This is a genomic window from Enterobacter sp. MGH 33, from assembly GCF_000534535.1.
Lineage (GTDB): Bacteria > Pseudomonadota > Gammaproteobacteria > Enterobacterales > Enterobacteriaceae > Enterobacter > Enterobacter hormaechei_C.
Genome location: NZ_KI973212.1, coordinates 127,167 through 145,285 on the forward strand (window position 1 = coordinate 127,167; position 18,119 = coordinate 145,285).

15 protein-coding genes and 1 pseudogene are annotated in these 18,119 nt (G+C 59.0%); 10 read left to right on the forward strand and 6 right to left on the reverse strand.

Annotated features, from left to right (window positions below):
- Window positions 1–17: 17 nt before the first annotated feature.
- Together yiiM and sodA are read right to left on the reverse strand one after the other, a co-directional pair.
- Complete coding sequence (gene yiiM / locus L379_RS23175; RefSeq protein WP_032651978.1) at window positions 18–701, reverse strand: 6-hydroxyaminopurine reductase; 684 nt, start codon at window positions 699–701, stop codon at window positions 18–20.
- 66 nt (window positions 702–767) lie between these two features.
- Window positions 768–1,388, reverse strand: a complete 621-nt coding sequence (gene sodA / locus L379_RS23170) for a superoxide dismutase [Mn] (protein WP_003861999.1) — start codon at window positions 1,386–1,388, stop codon at window positions 768–770.
- Window positions 1,389–1,676: 288 nt separating this feature from the next.
- On the opposite strand from sodA, the gene rhaT reads away from it, so the two are divergent.
- Window positions 1,677–2,711, forward strand: a complete 1,035-nt coding sequence (gene rhaT, locus L379_RS23165; protein ID WP_017694058.1) for an L-rhamnose/proton symporter RhaT — start codon at window positions 1,677–1,679, stop codon at window positions 2,709–2,711.
- On the opposite strand, the gene rhaR is transcribed toward rhaT, so the two are convergent.
- Window positions 2,712–3,560, reverse strand: a complete 849-nt coding sequence (gene rhaR / locus L379_RS23160) for an HTH-type transcriptional activator RhaR (RefSeq protein WP_017382695.1) — start codon at window positions 3,558–3,560, stop codon at window positions 2,712–2,714. It lies immediately after the preceding gene.
- A gap of 73 nt (window positions 3,561–3,633) precedes the next feature.
- Window positions 3,634–4,470: an HTH-type transcriptional activator RhaS gene (rhaS, locus tag L379_RS23155; protein ID WP_015569934.1), complete on the reverse strand. Its 837-nt coding sequence runs from the start codon at window positions 4,468–4,470 to the stop codon at window positions 3,634–3,636.
- 301 nt (window positions 4,471–4,771) lie between these two features.
- On the opposite strand from rhaS (L379_RS23155), the gene rhaB reads away from it, so the two are divergent.
- The 9 genes and pseudogenes from rhaB (at window position 4,772) to rhaM (ending at window position 14,657) form a co-directional block, all read left to right on the forward strand.
- A complete protein-coding gene (rhaB, locus tag L379_RS23150; protein ID WP_017382694.1) occupies window positions 4,772–6,241 on the forward strand; it encodes a rhamnulokinase in 1,470 nt (489 codons plus the stop codon).
- On the forward strand, window positions 6,238–7,497 hold the full coding sequence (gene rhaA, locus L379_RS23145) for an L-rhamnose isomerase (RefSeq protein ID WP_017382693.1): 1,260 nt from the start codon (window positions 6,238–6,240) through the stop codon (window positions 7,495–7,497). The genes rhaB and rhaA overlap by 4 nt, the downstream gene beginning before the upstream one ends.
- Before the next feature lie 96 nt (window positions 7,498–7,593).
- Window positions 7,594–8,424 carry a rhamnulose-1-phosphate aldolase gene (gene rhaD / locus L379_RS23140; RefSeq protein ID WP_017382692.1) on the forward strand — a complete coding sequence of 277 codons (831 nt, stop codon included), beginning with the start codon at window positions 7,594–7,596 and terminating at the stop codon, window positions 8,422–8,424.
- An 82-nt stretch (window positions 8,425–8,506) separates the two neighbouring features.
- A complete protein-coding gene (gene rhaS, locus L379_RS23135) occupies window positions 8,507–9,493 on the forward strand; it encodes a rhamnose ABC transporter substrate-binding protein (protein ID WP_032649875.1) in 987 nt (328 codons plus the stop codon).
- A gap of 99 nt (window positions 9,494–9,592) precedes the next feature.
- A pseudogene (locus L379_RS0123745) lies at window positions 9,593–11,094 on the forward strand (sugar ABC transporter ATP-binding protein).
- The gene (locus L379_RS23130) at window positions 11,095–12,099 is read left to right on the forward strand and encodes an ABC transporter permease (protein ID WP_032651980.1); all 1,005 of its coding nucleotides are present in this window, start codon (window positions 11,095–11,097) and stop codon (window positions 12,097–12,099) included. It abuts the pseudogene before it with no gap.
- A complete protein-coding gene (locus L379_RS23125; RefSeq protein ID WP_032651982.1) occupies window positions 12,096–13,100 on the forward strand; it encodes an ABC transporter permease in 1,005 nt (334 codons plus the stop codon). The genes L379_RS23130 and L379_RS23125 overlap by 4 nt, the downstream gene beginning before the upstream one ends.
- Before the next feature lie 97 nt (window positions 13,101–13,197).
- The gene (gene fucO / locus L379_RS23120; protein ID WP_032651985.1) at window positions 13,198–14,346 is read left to right on the forward strand and encodes a lactaldehyde reductase; all 1,149 of its coding nucleotides are present in this window, start codon (window positions 13,198–13,200) and stop codon (window positions 14,344–14,346) included.
- Window positions 14,343–14,657 (forward strand): L-rhamnose mutarotase, encoded by a 315-nt coding sequence (rhaM, locus tag L379_RS23115; RefSeq protein ID WP_032651988.1) that lies wholly within the window; start codon window positions 14,343–14,345, stop codon window positions 14,655–14,657. The genes fucO and rhaM overlap by 4 nt, the downstream gene beginning before the upstream one ends.
- On the opposite strand, the gene L379_RS23110 is transcribed toward rhaM, so the two are convergent.
- A complete protein-coding gene (locus L379_RS23110) occupies window positions 14,645–15,922 on the reverse strand; it encodes an MFS transporter (RefSeq protein WP_015569924.1) in 1,278 nt (425 codons plus the stop codon). The genes rhaM and L379_RS23110 overlap by 13 nt on opposite strands.
- A 44-nt stretch (window positions 15,923–15,966) precedes the next feature.
- Complete coding sequence (locus L379_RS23105; protein ID WP_023304647.1) at window positions 15,967–18,090, reverse strand: alpha-galactosidase; 2,124 nt, start codon at window positions 18,088–18,090, stop codon at window positions 15,967–15,969.
- Window positions 18,091–18,119: the final 29 nt, after the last annotated feature.

Consider the following 18,119-nt stretch of genomic DNA (forward strand, 5'->3'; position numbering starts at 1 on the left):
CTTACCCGGCCTACTTTCTACGGAACCTCTTTCCCCCACAATCTCCGCGAACTGCTCTCGATCTTGCCGCTTAACCGCCGCTTCTGCATCGTTCTGGTCCAGCTGGTGGATAATCCCGCCGCTGACAGCAGGCGGTGATACTGCTCGTCATCAAACGGCATATGCCAGGCAATTGCGCAGGCCTCGTATACCGACACCTCACTCAAGCGCGAAGCCAGCTCAAGCGGCGCATCCGCCGAAACCTGTCCCGCCTGCACAACGCGATACAGCCAGCCAGTTTTACCCGCGTTTTGCAGCTGGGCCGACATATCCTGAATGCCGAAATGGTAATTAAGCTTAAAGCACGGTGAGCGCGGCTGGGTGACCTGAATCAAAGCATCGCCCCAGCGGTAAATATCGCCGATAAAGACGTTCTTCTCCGTCAGCCCCTCCGTTGAGAGATTTTCGCCAAACGCGGGGGCGACGAAGAGGTCCGCCTGTTCAGGAAATTCGGCTTTCCAGTGCTGATAGTGCTCGCGCGGATAGTGGCACAGCGCGCGATCGGGCCCGCCGTGGATTTTCTTTTCAGCCTGCTGGTCACCCGCAAGCCCGAGATCGGTCAACGTCAGCTCACCGTCGACCTGCACTTTGGCGATGGCGCTCAGGCGGCTGCCTTCGTACTCCCTTACCTTGCCTGTAAACACATTCACCGGGTAATGCATCTCCACTCCTTCAGATACAAAAAAAGCGAGTCATCAGACTCGCTTCTCACATGCGTCAATGCAACCTTATTTTTTAGCGGCGAAACGCGCTGCTGCTTCGTCCCAGTTCACTACATCCCAGAAGGCTTTGATGTAGTCAGGGCGACGGTTCTGGAACTTCAGGTAGTAAGCGTGTTCCCACACGTCCAGACCCAGAATTGGGAAGCCGGATGCGCCAGAGATAGCTTCACCCATCAGCGGGGAGTCCTGGTTAGCGGTAGAAACGACCGCCAGTTTGTCACCTTTCAGGACCAGCCACGCCCAGCCAGAGCCGAAACGGGTTGCAGCGGCTTTTTCGAATTCCGCTTTGAAGTTGTCAACGGAACCGAAGTCACGCTCGATAGCCGCTTTCAGGTCGCCCTGAAGGGTGGTGCCGGTTTTCAGGCCTTTCCAGAACAGGCTGTGGTTAGCGTGACCGCCCGCGTTGTTGCGCAGCACGGTTTTCTTGTCTGCCGGCAGCTGGTCCAGTTTGGTGATCAGCTCTTCAACAGGCAGATTAGCGAACTCTGGCAGGCTTTCCAGCGCAGCATTCGCGTTGTTCACATAGGTCTGGTGGTGTTTAGTGTGATGGATTTCCATCGTCTGCTTGTCGAAATGCGGTTCCAGTGCGTCGTAGGCATACGGCAGGGATGGCAGTGTATAACTCATAATCCTCTCCATTATTGTCGGGCGGCACAGCTGTTAATGCCGCGTAAGCAGTTGGTTCATTATAGTTAATTAAATGATATTGAAAATGATTATCAATGCCGTAGTTTTTATAAGGTTATTAGGTTTTTGATAAATGACAAAATTGTGAGTCTGCTCACGTGCTTAACGTGCTGATTGCCATCCTGAACAAAAGTGCGGCAACCTTCTGAAGGTTCCCAAACCGCCTCATTTTTACACTCATCAAGTCGGCGGGAAGCCTCCGGCTATAAAAACGATGAGGATGTAAAAATGAATCATGCGATTACGATGGGTATTTTCTGGCATTTGATAGGCGCGGCCAGTGCAGCCTGTTTCTATGCCCCGTTTAAAAAGGTGAAAGGCTGGTCATGGGAAACCATGTGGTCCGTTGGCGGCACCGTGTCCTGGCTGATTTTGCCATGGACAATCAGCGCCATGCTGCTGCCCGATTTCTGGGGCTACTTCTCCTCCTTCAACGCCTCCACCCTGCTGCCGGTATTCCTGTTTGGCGCGATGTGGGGCATCGGTAATATCAACTACGGCCTCACCATGCGCTACCTAGGCATGTCGATGGGGATTGGCATCGCGATTGGCATTACGCTGATTGTTGGCACCCTGATGACGCCAATCCTCAACGGCCACTTCGACGTGCTGATCAACACTCAGGGCGGGCGAATGACGCTGCTGGGCGTGCTGGTGGCGGTGATCGGCGTGGGCATCGTCACCCGCGCAGGCCAGCTGAAAGAACGCAAGATGGGCATCAAAGCCGAAGAGTTCAACCTGAAGAAAGGGCTGCTGCTGGCGGTGATGTGCGGCGTATTCTCGGCGGGCATGTCGTTCGCCATGAACGCCGCCAAACCGATGCACGACGCCGCTGCGGCGCTGGGCGTCGATCCGCTGTACGCTGCCCTGCCAAGCTACGTGGTGATCATGGGCGGCGGCGCGCTGGTAAACCTCGGCTTCTGCTTCATTCGTCTGGCAAAAGTGAAGAACCTGTCGGTAAAAGCCGACTTCTCGCTGGCAAAACCGCTGATCGTCACCAACGTCCTGCTCTCCGCCCTCGGCGGTCTGATGTGGTATCTGCAATTCTTCTTCTACGCCTGGGGTCACGCCAGTATTCCGGCGCAGTATGACTACATGAGCTGGATGCTGCACATGAGCTTCTACGTGCTGTGCGGCGGGCTGGTTGGGCTGGTGCTGAAAGAGTGGAACAATGCCGGGCGTCGTCCGGTTGGCGTGCTGAGCCTGGGCTGTGTGGTGATTATCATTGCGGCCAATATCGTCGGCCTCGGCATGGCGAACTGATTACGCTGCCTTTCGACTGCGATGACGCCACTGAACCGGCGTCATCCCCACCTCACGGTTAAACACCACCGAAAAGTAGTTACTGTCCTCAAAGCCGCAGCGCATCGCCACTTCACTCACCATCAGCTCCGTATGCTGTAACAGGTACTGGGCGTGGCAGATGCGCAGCTGGCGCAGATAGTGGTTGACCGTCATCCCCGTCTGGGTGCGGAACTGCTGGCGCAGCGCGCGCTCGCTGCACTGCTCCTGCTCGCAGAATTTTTCCAGCACGAAACTCTTGTTCAGACTGCCCGCAAGCCGGGTGATGAGCTTATCCAGCAGCGCTTCCTGCGTGGTAGCAGAGGGATTATCCGTAGCGTAACGATGCCGCTTCAGGGTCATCACCAGCTGGGCAAAAAGCAGCTCCGACATCTGGTTTGCCACCGGATCGCTCTTCTGGCTCTCCTGCTCCAGCTGGGAAATCGTCTGGCGCACCTGAGCCATGCCGTTGCTGCTTAAGCGCCAGTGCGGTTCGCCTCTGGCATCATGAAAACCGGGGATATTGCCCGCCCAGTCGACATTCAGTTTAAGTCTGTCGGGGCAGTAGATGACGTTCTGCAACACCAGATCGTTAACCGAGGCGTAGGAGTGTTTGTCTTCAGCGCGGATGTAGAACAGGTCTCCGCGCGTGATGCGGTAGGGGCGGTCGTTGAGGACGTGCAGGCCGTTGCCTCGCCATACCAGCACCAGCTCGCAAAACTCGTGGGTGTGCTCGGCAAAGACGTTTTGCGGGTAGCGGTCGGCCACCGCGACGGCCTGACTCGCGGAGGCAAAAAAATCATCTTTGCGAAGAATGAGCTGAGCAGCCACACCACAACCTCTACGGCGAATAACCGGACATTATTAGCCTTTTTGCAGCAAAAAAACGGTGACTGCCCTCGCGTTACTGAAGCAACGCGTCTTTCCCCTGACGAATATCGCGCGGCGACCAGTTAAACTCCCGGCGAAAAAGCGTCGAAAAGTGGTTACTGTCGCCGAATCCGCAGCGATAGGCGATATCGGTGACGCTTTCGTCGGTATGACGTAAAAGGTGCCGCGCTTTGATCAGGCGCAGACGGTTGAGGTAGCGCTGCGGCGTCAGCCCGGTATGCTGCTTGAGCTGACGATGCAGCGTGCGCAGCGAGAGCGAAAAGTCATCCGCCAGCGTTTCCCAGCAGACATCTTCGGCAAAATGATCTTCCAGCCAGGCCATCAGCTGGTTCAGGCGCGCGTCGTTATTTTCCAGCCCTTCCACCAGGCTGCTGCGCCGCAGCAACACCAGCAGCTGCATAAACAGCAGCTCGCGGGTAGCAATGGCGTGCGTCTCCTGTCCATCCTCGCTCTGCTCCATCTGGCTCACCAGCTGACGCACCTGCTGCAACGTGGACTGATTCACCCGCCAGTGCGAGGGGTAGTGACCGTCCTTCTCCTGCGGCAACAGCTGATTCAGCCCGGAGAGAAACTGGAACGCATCCGGAGAACGATAGAGCACATTGGTCAGGCAAAGGTTGTCGGTATGTTCATACAGGTGCCTGTCGTGATCGCGCACGAAGCACACCGTACCGCCGCTGATGGTATACGGCTGACCGTTAAACACGTGGATGCCCGTTCCGTGCTCAACAATCACAATTTCATGAAAATCATGATGATGCTCCGGGAACGCAGCCTGAGGCAGCCGTGGCTCAATCGCGACCGGCGAAGCCCCCGAAGGAAAAAAATCGACGCTGTGCAGTACGGTCATAACGGCCCCCACCAATGAGAAAAGTTCTCAAAATAGTAATTAAGGCCTTCCACGCTCACCTTAAATTTTTGACAGCAAACCGCGCAAAAGCTGTCGGTTTTTCAAGAAACAGGCGGAAAGATCAGGAAATGCGGTCAGCGTCACACTGCCTGCAAACCCCGCCATTACTGGAAACTGTGAACTCCCTCACGTTCATCTTTGCTTTCTTGCCAGCGCGAGATTTGGGCTGTCAGTGGCGAGAAGGTGGCTATTTCTTCCCTTTCTTACACTCCTCGCTAATGACTTAAGAAAGGACCCGACCATGACTTTTCGCCATTGTGTGGCTGTCGATTTAGGCGCATCCAGCGGCCGTGTAATGCTCGCCACCTGGGACTGCGACCTGCACACCCTTACGCTTCGCGAAATGCACCGTTTCGCCAATTGTCTGCAACAACAGGACGGTTTTGTTACCTGGGATATCGACGCCCTGGAAGCAGAGATCCGCACCGGACTTCACAACGTCTGCGAAGACGGTATTCGCATCGACAGTATCGGCATTGATACCTGGGGTGTGGATTACGTACTGCTGGACAGTCACGGCGAACGCGTCGGCCTGCCCGTCTCCTACCGCGACAGCCGCACCGATGGGCTAATGGCGCACGCCATCGCCCAGCTTGGCAAGGAGAACATCTATGGTCGCAGCGGCATTCAGTTTCTGCCGTTTAACACGCTGTATCAGCTGCGCGCGCTGGTTGAGCAACAGCCAGAGCTGGTCGAAAAGGTGGCGCATGCGCTGCTGATCCCGGACTACTTAAGCTACCGTCTGACCGGCAACATGAACTGGGAATATACCAACGCCACCACCACGCAGCTGGTTAACATCAACACCGATAACTGGGATGAACATCTGCTGGCCTGGACGGGCGCCTCGCCGTCCTGGTTCGGCGCGCCAACCCATCCGGGCAATGTGATCGGCCACTGGCTTTGCCCGCAGGGGAATGAGATCCCCGTTGTCGCCGTCGCCAGTCACGACACCGCGAGCGCGGTCATTGCCTCGCCGCTCGCCGGCAAAGATGCGGCGTACCTCTCTTCCGGCACCTGGTCGTTGATGGGCTTCGAGAGCAAAACACCCTACACCAGCGATGCCGCACTGGCGGCGAACATCACTAACGAAGGTGGCGCCGAAGGGCGCTACCGGGTGCTGAAGAACATCATGGGCCTGTGGCTTCTCCAGCGGGTGCTGAAAGAGCAGAACATCACCGACCTGCCCGCGCTTATCGCGGAAACCGAAACGCTGAAGGCCTGCACCTTCCTGATTAACCCGAACGACGACCGCTTTATCAATCCGGCGCACATGAGCGCTGAAATCCAGGCCGCCTGTTTTGAAGCGGGGCAGCCGGTACCTTCCCGCCCCGCCGAGCTGGCGCGCTGCATTTTTGACAGTCTCGCCCTGCTCTATGCCGACATCCTGAGCGAGCTGGCTGACCTTCGCGGCAAACCGTTCACGCAGCTGCATATCGTGGGCGGCGGCTGCCAGAACCAGCTGCTGAACCAGCTCTGCGCGGATGCCTGCGGCATTACCGTGGTGGCAGGTCCGATTGAAGCCTCCACGCTCGGCAATATCGGCATTCAGCTGATGACCCTGGACGAACTTTCAAACGTCGACGATTTCCGTTCGGTGGTGACGGCGAATAACAGCCTGACCACCTTCACCCCCCATCCCTGCCATGAAATTGCCCGCTACCGGGCGCAGTTTCAGCAAAAACGACTGACTAAGGAGCTTTGCGCATGACCACTCAACTTGAACAAGCCTGGGACCTGGCTAAACAGCGTTTCGCCGCCGTCGGCGTGGATGTCGAAGAGGCGCTGCGCCAGCTCGACCGTCTGCCCGTCTCCATGCACTGCTGGCAGGGTGATGACGTTGCTGGCTTCGAGAACCCGGGCGGTTCCCTGACGGGGGGTATTCAGGCCACGGGTAACTATCCGGGCAAAGCGCGCAACGCCACCGAACTGCGTGCGGATCTGGAGCTGGCGCTGAGCCTGATCCCCGGGCCAAAGCGCCTGAATCTGCACGCCATTTATCTCGAATCCGACGAGCCGGTGGCGCGTAATGAAATCAAACCGGAGCACTTTACGAACTGGGTGGCGTGGGCGAAAGCCAACAAGCTGGGCCTGGACTTTAACCCCTCCTGCTTCTCGCACCCGCTGAGCGCGGACGGCTTTACCCTTGCGCACGCCAACGACGAAATCCGCCAGTTCTGGATCGACCATGTCAAAGCCAGCCGCCGCGTTTCTGCGTATTTCGGCGAGCAGCTTGGCACACCGTCGGTGATGAACATCTGGATCCCGGACGGCATGAAGGATATCACCGTAGACCGACTGGCCCCGCGCCAGCGCCTGCTGGCCGCGCTGGATGAAGCCATCAGCGAGAAGCTGGACCCGGCGCACCACATCGACGCCGTCGAGAGCAAGCTGTTCGGCATTGGCGCAGAGAGCTACACCGTGGGCTCAAACGAGTTCTACATGGGTTATGCCACCAGCCGCCAGACCGCGCTGTGCCTGGATGCCGGCCACTTCCACCCAACCGAGGTGATCTCCGACAAGATCTCCGCCGCCATGCTCTTCGTGCCGCGCCTGCTGCTGCACGTCAGCCGTCCGGTGCGCTGGGACAGCGACCACGTGGTGCTGCTGGATGACGAAACCCAGGCGATTGCCAGCGAAATCATCCGCCACGACCTCTTTGACCGCGTACACATTGGCCTCGACTTCTTCGACGCCTCCATCAACCGCATCGCGGCGTGGGTTATCGGCACCCGCAACATGAAGAAAGCCCTGCTGCGCGCGCTGCTGGAGCCTGTCGCCGCCCTGAAACAGCTGGAAGAAAACGGCGACTACACCGCGCGCCTGGCGCTGCTGGAAGAGCAGAAATCCCTGCCGTGGCAGGCGGTGTGGGAGATGTACTGCCAGCGTCACGATGCGCCTGCGGGCAGCCAGTGGCTGGACAACGTGCGGGCATATGAGAAAGACGTTCTTGCCGCTCGTCAGTAAAAAACATTGCCCGGCGGCGCGTTGCTTGCCGGGCCTACAGGTAAAAGTAGGCCGGGTAAGCGCAGCGCCACCCGGCATTTTCAAAGGAAACACAGTATGCAGACCATCACCACCTCCTGGTTCGTCCAGGGCATGATCAAAGCCACCTCCGACGCCTGGCTGAAGGGCTGGGACGAGCGCAACGGCGGCAACCTGACGCTACGCCTGGACGACGCGGATATCGAGCCATTTGCCGCCGATTTCCACCAGAAGCCGCGCTATATCGCCCTGAGCCAGCCGATGCCGCTGCTCGCCAACGCGCCGTTTATCGTCACCGGTTCCGGGAAGTTCTTCCGCAACGTTCAGCTCGACCCGCAGGCCAACCTCGGCGTAGTGAAAGTGGATAGCGACGGCGCGGGCTACCACATTCTGTGGGGGCTGACGGATGAGGCGGTGCCCACCTCAGAACTGCCGGCGCACTTCCTCTCCCACTGCGAGCGCATCAAGGCGACCAATGGCAAGGACCGCGTGATCATGCACTGCCACGCCACCAACCTGATCGCCCTGACCTACGTGCTGGAAAACAATTCTGATTTCTTCACCCGCAAATTGTGGGAAGGCAGCACCGAGTGTCTGGTGGTGTTCCCGGACGGCGTCGGCATTCTGCCGTGGATGGTGCCGGGCACCGACGAAATCGGCCAGGCAACCGCGACGGACATGCAGAAACATTCACTGGTGCTGTGGCCGTTCCACGGCGTCTTCGGCAGCGGCCCGACGCTGGATGAAACCTTCGGCCTGATCGACACCGCCGAGAAATCCGCGGAAGTGCTGGTAAAGGTCTATTCCATGGGCGGCATGAAGCAGACCATCACCCGGGAAGAACTGATCGCCCTGGGTAAACGCTTTGGCGTCACCCCCATGCAGTCGGCGTTAGATTTGTACCAATAACAACATCGCGCCCCGCTCACCGAGACGGGGCGAAAACCACCTGCAATCCCTACAACTAACTCAAGTCAGTGGAGTAAAAGCAATGAAAATAAAAGCAAGCTTGATCCTCACCGTTGCCGCTCTGGCGTTGTCCGGTTCCGCTTTAGCAGAAGTGAAAATCGCCCTGGTGGCGAAGTCCTTAGGGAATGGATTCTTCGAGGCAGCGAACGTCGGCGCGCAGGAGGCGGCCAAAGAGTTAGGCGATGTAAAAGTGATTTATACCGGCCCGACCACCACCACGGCGGAAGCGCAGATCGAGGTGCTGAACGGGCTGATCGCCCAGGGCGTGGATGCGATCGCGATTTCCGCGAACGATCCGGACGCCGTCGTGCCGGTGCTGAAAAAAGCGATGCAGCGCGGCATCAAGGTTGTGTCGTGGGATTCCGGCGTGGCGAAAGCCGGGCGTCAGATCCACCTCAACCCGTCCAATAACGCCCTGATTGGCGAAACCAACGTCAAGCTCGCCGCCGATGCCCTGAAAGCGCTGAACGTGGAGAAAGGCGATGTGGCGGTGCTGAGCGCCACGCCAACCTCCACCAACCAGAATACCTGGATTGCGGAGATGAAAAAGGTGCTGCCGAAGTACCCGTCCGTCAATCTGGTGACCGTGGCCTACGGGGACGATCTCTCTGACAAGAGCTACCGCGAAGCGGTCGGCCTGCTGAAAACCTACCCGGAGCTGAAAGTGATTGTTTCGCCTTCTTCCGTGGGCATTGTGGCTGCCGCGCAGGCGGTGAAGGACCAGGGCAAGATTGGCAAAGTGTACGTCACCGGTTTAGGCCTGCCGTCTGAGATGGCGGGCGCGGTGAAGTCCGGCGCAAGCAAGAGCTTTGCCATCTGGAACCCGATTGACCTGGGCTATGCCGCAACCTACCTGGCGGATGACCTGGTGAAAGGCACCGCCACGAAAGGCGAGGCCAGCATGGGCAAGCTGGGCAAAGTGAAGCTGGATGCCGACGGCAACGGCGCGATGGCCGAGCCGTTCGTTTACGATGCCAGCAATATTGATAAGTTCTCAAAAATCTTTTGATGCGATTTGTAGGGCGGATAAGCGTAGCGCCATCCGGCAAAAGGCGGGTGGCGCTGCCGCTTACCCGCCCTACAAATTCCCCTGTCCAGGAGAACTATCATGACCCCATTGCTACAGCTTTCTGGCATCACCAAGGTGTTCCCCGGCGTGCGTGCTCTTGAGAACGTGCAGCTTGCGCTGTGGCCCGGCAAAGTGACGGCGCTTATCGGCGAAAACGGCGCGGGCAAGTCGACGCTGGTCAAAGTGATGACCGGCATATACCAGCCCGACGAGGGCGAAATTCTCTACAAGGCGATCCCCGTTCACCTTCCGACGCCGGAGTCGGCGCATAAAATGGGCATCACCGCCATTCACCAGGAAACCGTGCTGTTTGATGAACTCTCGGTCACCGAAAATATCTTTGTCGGTCAGTACCTTCACAAAGGCTTCCTGAAAAAGCTCGACTGGCCGGAAATGCACCGCCGGGCGCAGGCTATTCTCGCCCGCCTTGAGGTGCAAATCGACCCGCGCGCAACGCTGAAAACCCTGAGCATCGCCCAGCGTCACATGGTGGCGATTGCCCGCGCGCTGTCGTTTGAGGCGCAGGTGGTGATCCTCGATGAACCCACGGCGGCGCTGTCACAGCATGAAATCCTCGAGTTTTACCAGATTGTGGAGCGCTTAAAGCAGGAGGGAAAAGCCATCCTGTTTATCTCCCACAAGTTCGACGAGATTTTTGAGCTGGCCGATCACTACACCATTTTGCGCGACGGCGTGTTCGTCGGTGCAGGGGCAATAAATGAGATCACCGAGGAGCGGATGGTGTCGATGATGGTCGGGCGCGCCATTACCCAAACCTTCCCGAAAATCGACTGCGAAAAAGGCGAGACGGTGCTGGAGGTGAAAAACCTCTGCCATCCGACCGAGTTTGCGCATATCTCGTTCTCCCTGCGTAAAGGGGAGATCCTCGGCTTTACGGGCTGGTGGGTGCCGGGCGTACCGAGCTGATGCAGGCGCTTTCCGGCGTCACGCGGCCATCGTCCGGGGAAATTATCCTCAACGGACAGCCCCGGCGCTTCCGCCAGCCTGCGGATGCGATCAAAGCCGGTATCGTCTGCGTGCCGGAAGAAAGGCAGAAACAGGGGGCGATTATCGCCCTGCCGATTGCCCAGAACATCAGCCTGCCTCAGCTCAGCAGGCTCAATCCGAACGGCGTACTGCACGACGACCGCGAATGGAAGCTGGCAGACGAATACGCCAGACGCCTGCAAGTGAAAGCCTTCAGCTGGAAGCAGGCGGTGGAGACCCTCTCTGGCGGCAACCAGCAAAAGGTGGTGATCGGCAAATGGCTGGCGACGCACCCTGACGTGATCATCCTCGATGAGCCAACAAAAGGCATCGATATCGGCTCAAAGGCAGCCGTGCATCAGTTTATGTCCGAGCTGGTCAGTCAGGGGCTGGCGGTGATTATGGTCTCGTCCGAACTGCCGGAAGTGATGGGCATGGCGGATCGCATTATCGTCATGCACGAGGGGCTGATGGTGGCCGAATACCAGGCGGGAGACGCGACGGCGGAAACCATCGTCAGCGCCGCCAGCGGTGCAAAACAGGAGGCGGCATAAATGCTTAGCTCACTCTTAAAACACCGCGAGGCGCTGCTTGGCGCGGTGATTGTCCTGATGGTCGTCGCCATTGGCAGCCGCGTGCCATCGTTTATCGCACCGGGCAACCTGGTGGAGATGTTTAACGACACCGCCATTCTGATCGTCCTCGCGCTCGGGCAGATGATGGTGCTGCTCACTAAAGGCATCGACCTGTCGATGGCGGCTAATCTGGCCCTGACCGGGATGATTGTCGCCCTGATTAATTTCCATTACCCGGACGTGCCCGTCTGGGCGCTGCTGATCCTCGCCAGCGCGCTTGGGCTGCTGATGGGCGCAATAAACGGCCTGCTGGTGTGGAAACTGGGCATTCCGGCGATTGTGGTCACGCTCGGTACCATGAGCATCTACCGCGGAATGATCTTTTTGCTCTCCGGCGGCGGCTGGGTGAACTCCAACCAGATGGGTGCAAACTTCCTCGGCCTGCCGCGTGCGTCAGTGCTGGGCCTGCCGGTGCTGAGCTGGTGCGCCATCGCCGTACTGCTGCTGGTGGGCTACTTCCTGCGCTACAGTCGCACCGGACGGGCGCTCTACACCGCCGGCGGGAACGCCACGGCAGCGTACTACACCGGGATCAACGCCGGGAAAATGCAGTTCATCAGCTTCTGCCTTTCCGGTCTGCTGGCCGGGTTCTGCGGCTACCTGTGGATATCACGCTTTGCCGTTGCGTATGTTGACGTCGCTAACGGTTTTGAATTGCAGGTGGTGGCAGCCTGTGTGATTGGCGGGATCAGCACCATGGGCGGCACCGGCCGCGTGCTCGGCTGTCTGTTCGGGGCGCTGTTCCTTGGCGTCATCAACAACGCCCTGCCGGTGATCGGCGTCTCCCCGTTCTGGCAGATGGCGATTTCCGGCTCGGTCATTGTCATCGCTGTGCTGCTAAACGAGCGCGGCAACAAGCGCAAAGGCAGGCTGATCCTGCGCGACGCGGCGCTGGCACGTCAGAAACTGGCGGTGAAACCATGAGCAAAATGATGACATCTGAACAGTTCAAACCCACTTCTGCGCCGGGCATCTTCCAGCGCCTGCTGTGCTGGGAGGGCTTCCTGCTGGCAGTGACGCTGGCGGTGTTTGTGGTGAACGCGCTCGCCTCGCCCTACTTCCTCAATATCTGGAACCTCTCCGACGCGACGTTCAACTTCACGGAAAAAGCGATCATTGTGTTGCCGATGGCGATGCTGATTATCGCCCGGGAAATTGACCTGTCTGTGGCCTCCACCATCGCGCTCAGCTCCACGGTGATGGGCTTTTGCGCGGCAGCGGGCGTCGATACGCCGCTGCTGGTGTGCGTGGGATTAGGCGTCGGGCTACTGTGCGGGCTGTTCAACGGTATTCTGGTGACGCGCTTTAACCTGTCGTCCATCGTCATCACCATCGGCACCATGAGCCTGTACCGCGGGATCACCTACATCCTGCTCGGGGACCAGGCGCTGAACAGCTACCCGGAGAGCTTCGCCTGGTTCGGCCAGGGCTACGTCTGGGGTGCGCTGTCGTTTGAGTTCGCGCTGTTTATCGTGCTGGCCGCTCTGTTTGCCTTTGTGCTGCACCGCACCAATTTTGGCCGCCGCACCTACGCCATCGGCAACAACCCGACCGGCGCGTGGTACTCCGGCATCAACGTGAAGCGCCACAACCTGATCCTGTTTGCGCTGGTAGGACTGATGTCCGGCCTGGCGTCGGTGCTACTCACCTCGCGTCTGGGCAGTACCCGCCCGACCATCGCGATGGGCTGGGAGCTGGCGGTGGTGACGATGGCGGTGCTCGGCGGCGTCAATATTCTCGGTGGGTCCGGCAGCATGGTGGGCGTGATTATCGCCGCCTTCCTGATGGGGCTGGTGACCTTCGGCCTGAGCCTGCTCAACGTGCCCGGCATCGTGATGTCGGTGATTATCGGCGCGATGCTGATCGTGGTGATTTCGCTGCCGATTATTACCCGCCGGGTGATGCAGCGAAGACGGATCTCATAGCCGGGTGGCACTGCGTTTACCCGGCCTACTTAACCGTAGGCCCGCGCAAGCGCAGCGCCGCCGGGCATAAAAATCACAGTAATTAAGGAGAATTATCATGAGCTTTATGTTGGCACTCCCCAAAATCAGCCTGCACGGCGCGGGCGCGATCGGCGATATGGTCAATCTGGTGGCAAACAAACAGTGGGGAAAAGCGCTGATTGTCACCGACGGCCAGCTGGTGAAACTTGGCCTGCTCGACAGTTTGTTTTCCGCGCTCGACGCCCATCAGATGTCGTATCACCTGTTCGATGAGGTATTCCCGAATCCGACGGAAGCGCTGGTGCAAAAAGGCTATGCGGCATATCAGGATGCGGAGTGTGATTACCTGATTGCCTTTGGCGGCGGCAGCCCGATTGATACCGCCAAGGCAATCAAAATCCTCACCGCCAACCCAGGTCCGTCAACCGATTACTCCGGCGTCGGCAAGGTGAAAAACGCGGGCGTGCCGCTGGTGGCGATCAACACCACCGCAGGCACGGCAGCAGAGATGACCAGCAACGCGGTGATCATTGACTCCGCGCGGCAGGTGAAAGAGGTGATTATCGACCCGAACATCATCCCGGATATCGCCGTGGACGATGCCAGCGTGATGCTTGATATTCCGGCCTCCGTGACCGCCGCAACCGGCATGGATGCCTTGACCCATGCGATTGAAGCCTACGTGTCCGTCGGCGCGCACCCGCTGACCGATGCTAACGCGCTGGAGGCGATTCGCCTGATCAACCTCTGGCTGCCGAAAGCGGTTGACGATGGTCATAACCTGGAAGCGCGCGAGCAGATGGCCTTTGGTCAGTATCTGGCGGGCATGGCGTTTAACAGCGCCGGTCTGGGGCTGGTGCACGCCCTGGCGCACCAGCCGGGCGCGACGCACAACCTGCCACACGGCGTGTGCAACGCCATTCTGCTGCCGATCATCGAAAACTTTAACCGCCCGAACGCGGTCGCACGTTTCGCCCGCGTGGCGCAGGCGATGGGCGTTGACACGCGCGGCATGAGCGATGAAGCGGCCAGCATGTCAGCCATTCAGGCGATTCGTGACCTGAGCGCCCGGGTCGGCATTCCGTCCGGATTTAGCCAGCTCGGCGTCACCAAAGCCGATATTGAAGGCTGGCTGGATAAAGCCCTCGCCGACCCGTGCGCGCCGTGCAACCCGCGCACCGCCAGCCGCGAAGAGGTCCGCGAGCTGTACCTGGAGGCTTTATGATCCGCAAAGCGTTTGTGATGCAGGTAACCCCGGACGCGCACGAGGAGTACGCACGTCGCCACAACCCGATCTGGCCTGAGCTGGAGGCGGTACTGAAAGCCCACGGCGCGCACCACTACGCCATCTATCTCGACAAAGCTCGCAACCTACTGTTTGCGACGGTGGAGATTGAATCGGAAGAGCGCTGGAACGCGGTGGCAAACACCGATGTCTGCCGGCGCTGGTGGAAATATATGGGTGACGTTATGCCGTCGAACCCGGATAACAGCCCGGTGAGTTCGGCGCTGAAAGAGGTGTTTTACCTGGACTGATGTGTTAACGCTGCTGCCCCCGAGGCGGCAGCAATCTCCCGCCTGCCACTCAGCGTAAACGCCGACACCACCGTGATCGCCAGCACGAAGCAGCCCAGTATCAGATACGTCTCCTGGAAGCCGACCCGGTCATACATATTTCCGGCAAAGGCGGAGAGGAAGATCGCCGCCGACTGTTTGGCAAACTGGAAGCCAATCAGGTAGATGGTGGCCGACAGGCGCGTATCAAACACCCCGGTGATGTACTTGAATGCCCCCACCAGCAGGAACGGGACTTCCAGCGCGTGCAGCATCTTCAGGGCAATCACCTCCACGGCAGTGGTGGCAAACGACGAGCCGATAATGCGCGTCGCCATGATCACCCCGGCAATCAGCAGCGTGTTTTTCGCGCCGATGCGGTTAATGATCCACGGCGAGCAGAACATAATGATCGCGTTACAGATTTCCCCCGCCGTGGTGGCGAAACCAAAGGCACGGGTCCCCTCCTGCGGCGTGGCGAAGAAGGTTTTGAAGAAGGTGGCAAACTGCTGGTCGAAGACGTCATACACGCAGGCCACGCCAATCACGTACAGGATGAACATCCACATTCTGCGCTGGCGGAACAGGGTAAAAACGGTTTTAGCGGTGATCTGCGGCTGATTCGCGCCCAGGGCGTTCATCACCTGCGCCGTCTGGTTAGGCTTCGGTTTCGCGACCACCAGCAGCAGCATCAGCAACAGCGCCGCGGCCGACCCCATCCAGAAGACGTACGACGGATCGATGCCGAACAGGATGCCGCCCGTTGAGGCGCACAGCCCCCAGCCGAGACAGCCGAACATACGCGCCTTGCCGTACTCAAAAAAGCTGTTGCGGCTTACGCGCTCAATATAGGCCTCAATCGCCCCCGACCCCGCTGAGAAGACAAAGCCGATATACAACCCACCGCTCAGCGCCCCCAGCCAGATATTGGTTTTCAGCAGCGGGGCGAAGACGTACAGGAAGAACGGCGCGAACAGGAACAGCAGCACCGAGATGATCCAAAGCAGGTGTTTTTTCAGCCCCAGCTTGTCCGAAATGACCCCCAGCACCGGCTGGAAGGCAATGGCCGACAGCGAGATGCAGGAGAAAACAATCCCGGTATGGGTTTTGTTCAGGCCGATGATGTCCGACAGCCAGATCGGCAGGAACGGAAAGCAGGTGGCCATGATGAAGAAGTAGAGAAAGAAGAACAGCCCGAAGATCCAGAAATTAGGGTTGTCTTTGTGGGTACAGGTTGTTGTGTTCATTATTTTTATCCTCAACGGAGGGCCGGTTGCCCGGCCCGTCACCCTTACACGCGTTCCACACCAATCAGAATGGCGGTTTCCGGATCCAGAATCGGCAGCGCAATACCCGCCTGCATCAGCCACTCACCGCTTACCGTTTGCGGCGCGTTCATCCACGCCGGCAGCTTACGCATGGTGTGCCCGCCCTCGCCCGTAATCTGGATGTTCGGGTGATCGAGCAGCGTGATGCGGTACAGCGCGCTGGCGTCTAACCCCGGCATGCGCAGCGGCATCATCAGGGTGTAATCCGGCATCGCGAGCTGGCTGACCAAAAACAGCCCCTGCGTCTTATCTTCGCTCACTATACCCTGCGCCAGGGTGGTGGCGTCCGGCATATCCACGCGCCACTGGGTGCCGTGATGAATGACCTCTCGCCACCGCTTGTGCAGCGCGGCGTAATGGCGATAGCCTTCACGCTCCTGCGCATCGACGGTGAGCGGATCCAGCTCCAGCCCCATGTGACCAAACAGCGCCGTTAGCCCGCGGAACTGAATGCTGTGCTGGCGGAAGGTGGCGTGACATTTATGGTGACCGATATGCGCGCCCATCACCTCCGGCGGGAAGAAGTAGCTCATGCCGCGCTGGATAGTGTTGCGCTCCAGCGCGTCGTTGTTGTCGGACGCCCAGAAGCGGTGGCAGCGGGTCAGCACTTCGTAATCGATTCGCCCGCCGCCGGAGGAGCAGGATTCAAACTCAATGTGCGGGAAGCGCTCGCCCAGCACGTCCAGCAGGCGATAAAACTGGCGGGTCTGCGCGTCGGCGGCGGCTTTACCCTTGTGTCCCGGCTGCACCAGCTCGCGGTTCATATCCCATTTCACGTAGTCGACCGCGTGTTCGCCCAGCAGCCAGCTCATGCGTTCGACCAGATATTCAAAGGCCTGCGGAATATTGAGATTGAGCACCAGCTGATGTCGCCCGGTCGCCTGGGCGTAGCCCGGCAGCGCCAGCACCCAGTCAGGGTGCGCGCGATACAGATCGGAATCGGGGTTAATCATCTCCGGCTCAACCCAGATACCAAACTCCATGCTGAGCTGTTTAACGTGATCGATTACCGGCTTTAGGCCGTTCGGGTATTTTTTCTCGTCCAGATACCAGTCGCCCAGCGCGGCGTGGTCGTCGTTGCGGCCTTTGAACCAGCCGTCGTCAATGATAAAGCGCTCCACGCCCAGCGCTGCGGCCTCGTCGGCCATGCGCATGATGTAGTCCGGATCGTGGTTGAAGTAGATCCCCTCCCAGGTGTTGAGGTGCACCGGGCGCGGTTTATCTTCCGGGAAGCGGATAATGTTATCGCGCAGGTAGCGGTGGAACTGCTGGCTCATGCCATTCAGCCCGTGCGGGGAGTGGCTGGCATACAGGCGCGGCGTCCAGAGCGTTTCCCCCTCTTCAATCGCCATTTCACCCGGCAGGTAGAGCGCTTCGGCCTGCATATAGCGGCGGCCATCGGTTTTCGCCTCTGCGCGCAGGCGGTGGTTACCACTCCAGCCCAGATGTATACCCCAGACGTTGCCGTGCATTTCACTGAATGACGGCGTACCTGAAATCAGCGCCGGGAAATGTTCATGGGAGGTTTTACCCCGACGGTTTTCAATCACAAAGCTGTCATGTTCAAGCATCACGCGGTGCGGCTGAAACTCCCTGATCCAGCGTCCGTGGAAGGCCATCACCTCCTGCGCGCGTTCGGCCACCGGCAGCGTCACGGCAAAGCGATCCACCTGCCACGCCTGCGTTTTCAGGTTGGTTAACCCATGACGCACCACCAGTACGCCGCTGGCATCCAGCGTTATTTCACTGGTCAGACGCAGGCCTGCATGCTCGTCTTCAGCAGTGATTGTCAGGGCGTTTAACGCCTGCTGCACCTGCGTGGTTTTAAATACCGGCGATCCGTCCAGCCCCTGGCGGTGCCCCTCGATGCCCGGCGAGCCAAACAGCCCATGCCCCAGCTCTGCCATCAGCGTGACGGGGGAGTCGACGTCCAGCCTGCCATTAGCAACCGGGCGCGCAATACTCAGCACATCCTGCGGCGAAAAGTGCTGAAGGTGTGCCCCCCAGTAGAGAATTTCGGCGAACGGGTGGGTTTTTACCACCAAGTCAACCGTATTGCTTTCAAGTCGAAAAATGGAATCTTGCATCAGACATCTCCTGTCATCGGGATGTCCTG

Bases quoted from the DNA above. Each gene is read 5' to 3' on its own strand.
- yiiM (WP_032651978.1), bottom strand. From the start codon at position 701: ATGCATTACCCGGTGAATGTGTTTACAGGCAAGGTAAGGGAGTACGAA.
- sodA (WP_003861999.1), bottom strand. From the start codon at position 1,388: ATGAGTTATACACTGCCATCCCTGCCGTATGCCTACGACGCACTGGAA.
- rhaT (WP_017694058.1), top strand. From the start codon at position 1,677: ATGAATCATGCGATTACGATGGGTATTTTCTGGCATTTGATAGGCGCG.
- rhaS (WP_015569934.1), bottom strand. From the start codon at position 4,470: ATGACCGTACTGCACAGCGTCGATTTTTTTCCTTCGGGGGCTTCGCCG.
- rhaB (WP_017382694.1), top strand. From the start codon at position 4,772: ATGACTTTTCGCCATTGTGTGGCTGTCGATTTAGGCGCATCCAGCGGC.
- rhaA (WP_017382693.1), top strand. From the start codon at position 6,238: ATGACCACTCAACTTGAACAAGCCTGGGACCTGGCTAAACAGCGTTTC.
- rhaD (WP_017382692.1), top strand. From the start codon at position 7,594: ATGCAGACCATCACCACCTCCTGGTTCGTCCAGGGCATGATCAAAGCC.
- rhaS (WP_032649875.1), top strand. From the start codon at position 8,507: ATGAAAATAAAAGCAAGCTTGATCCTCACCGTTGCCGCTCTGGCGTTG.
- L379_RS23130 (WP_032651980.1), top strand. From the start codon at position 11,095: ATGCTTAGCTCACTCTTAAAACACCGCGAGGCGCTGCTTGGCGCGGTG.
- L379_RS23125 (WP_032651982.1), top strand. From the start codon at position 12,096: ATGAGCAAAATGATGACATCTGAACAGTTCAAACCCACTTCTGCGCCG.
- fucO (WP_032651985.1), top strand. From the start codon at position 13,198: ATGAGCTTTATGTTGGCACTCCCCAAAATCAGCCTGCACGGCGCGGGC.
- rhaM (WP_032651988.1), top strand. From the start codon at position 14,343: ATGATCCGCAAAGCGTTTGTGATGCAGGTAACCCCGGACGCGCACGAG.
- L379_RS23110 (WP_015569924.1), bottom strand. From the start codon at position 15,922: ATGAACACAACAACCTGTACCCACAAAGACAACCCTAATTTCTGGATC.
- L379_RS23105 (WP_023304647.1), bottom strand. From the start codon at position 18,090: ATGCAAGATTCCATTTTTCGACTTGAAAGCAATACGGTTGACTTGGTG.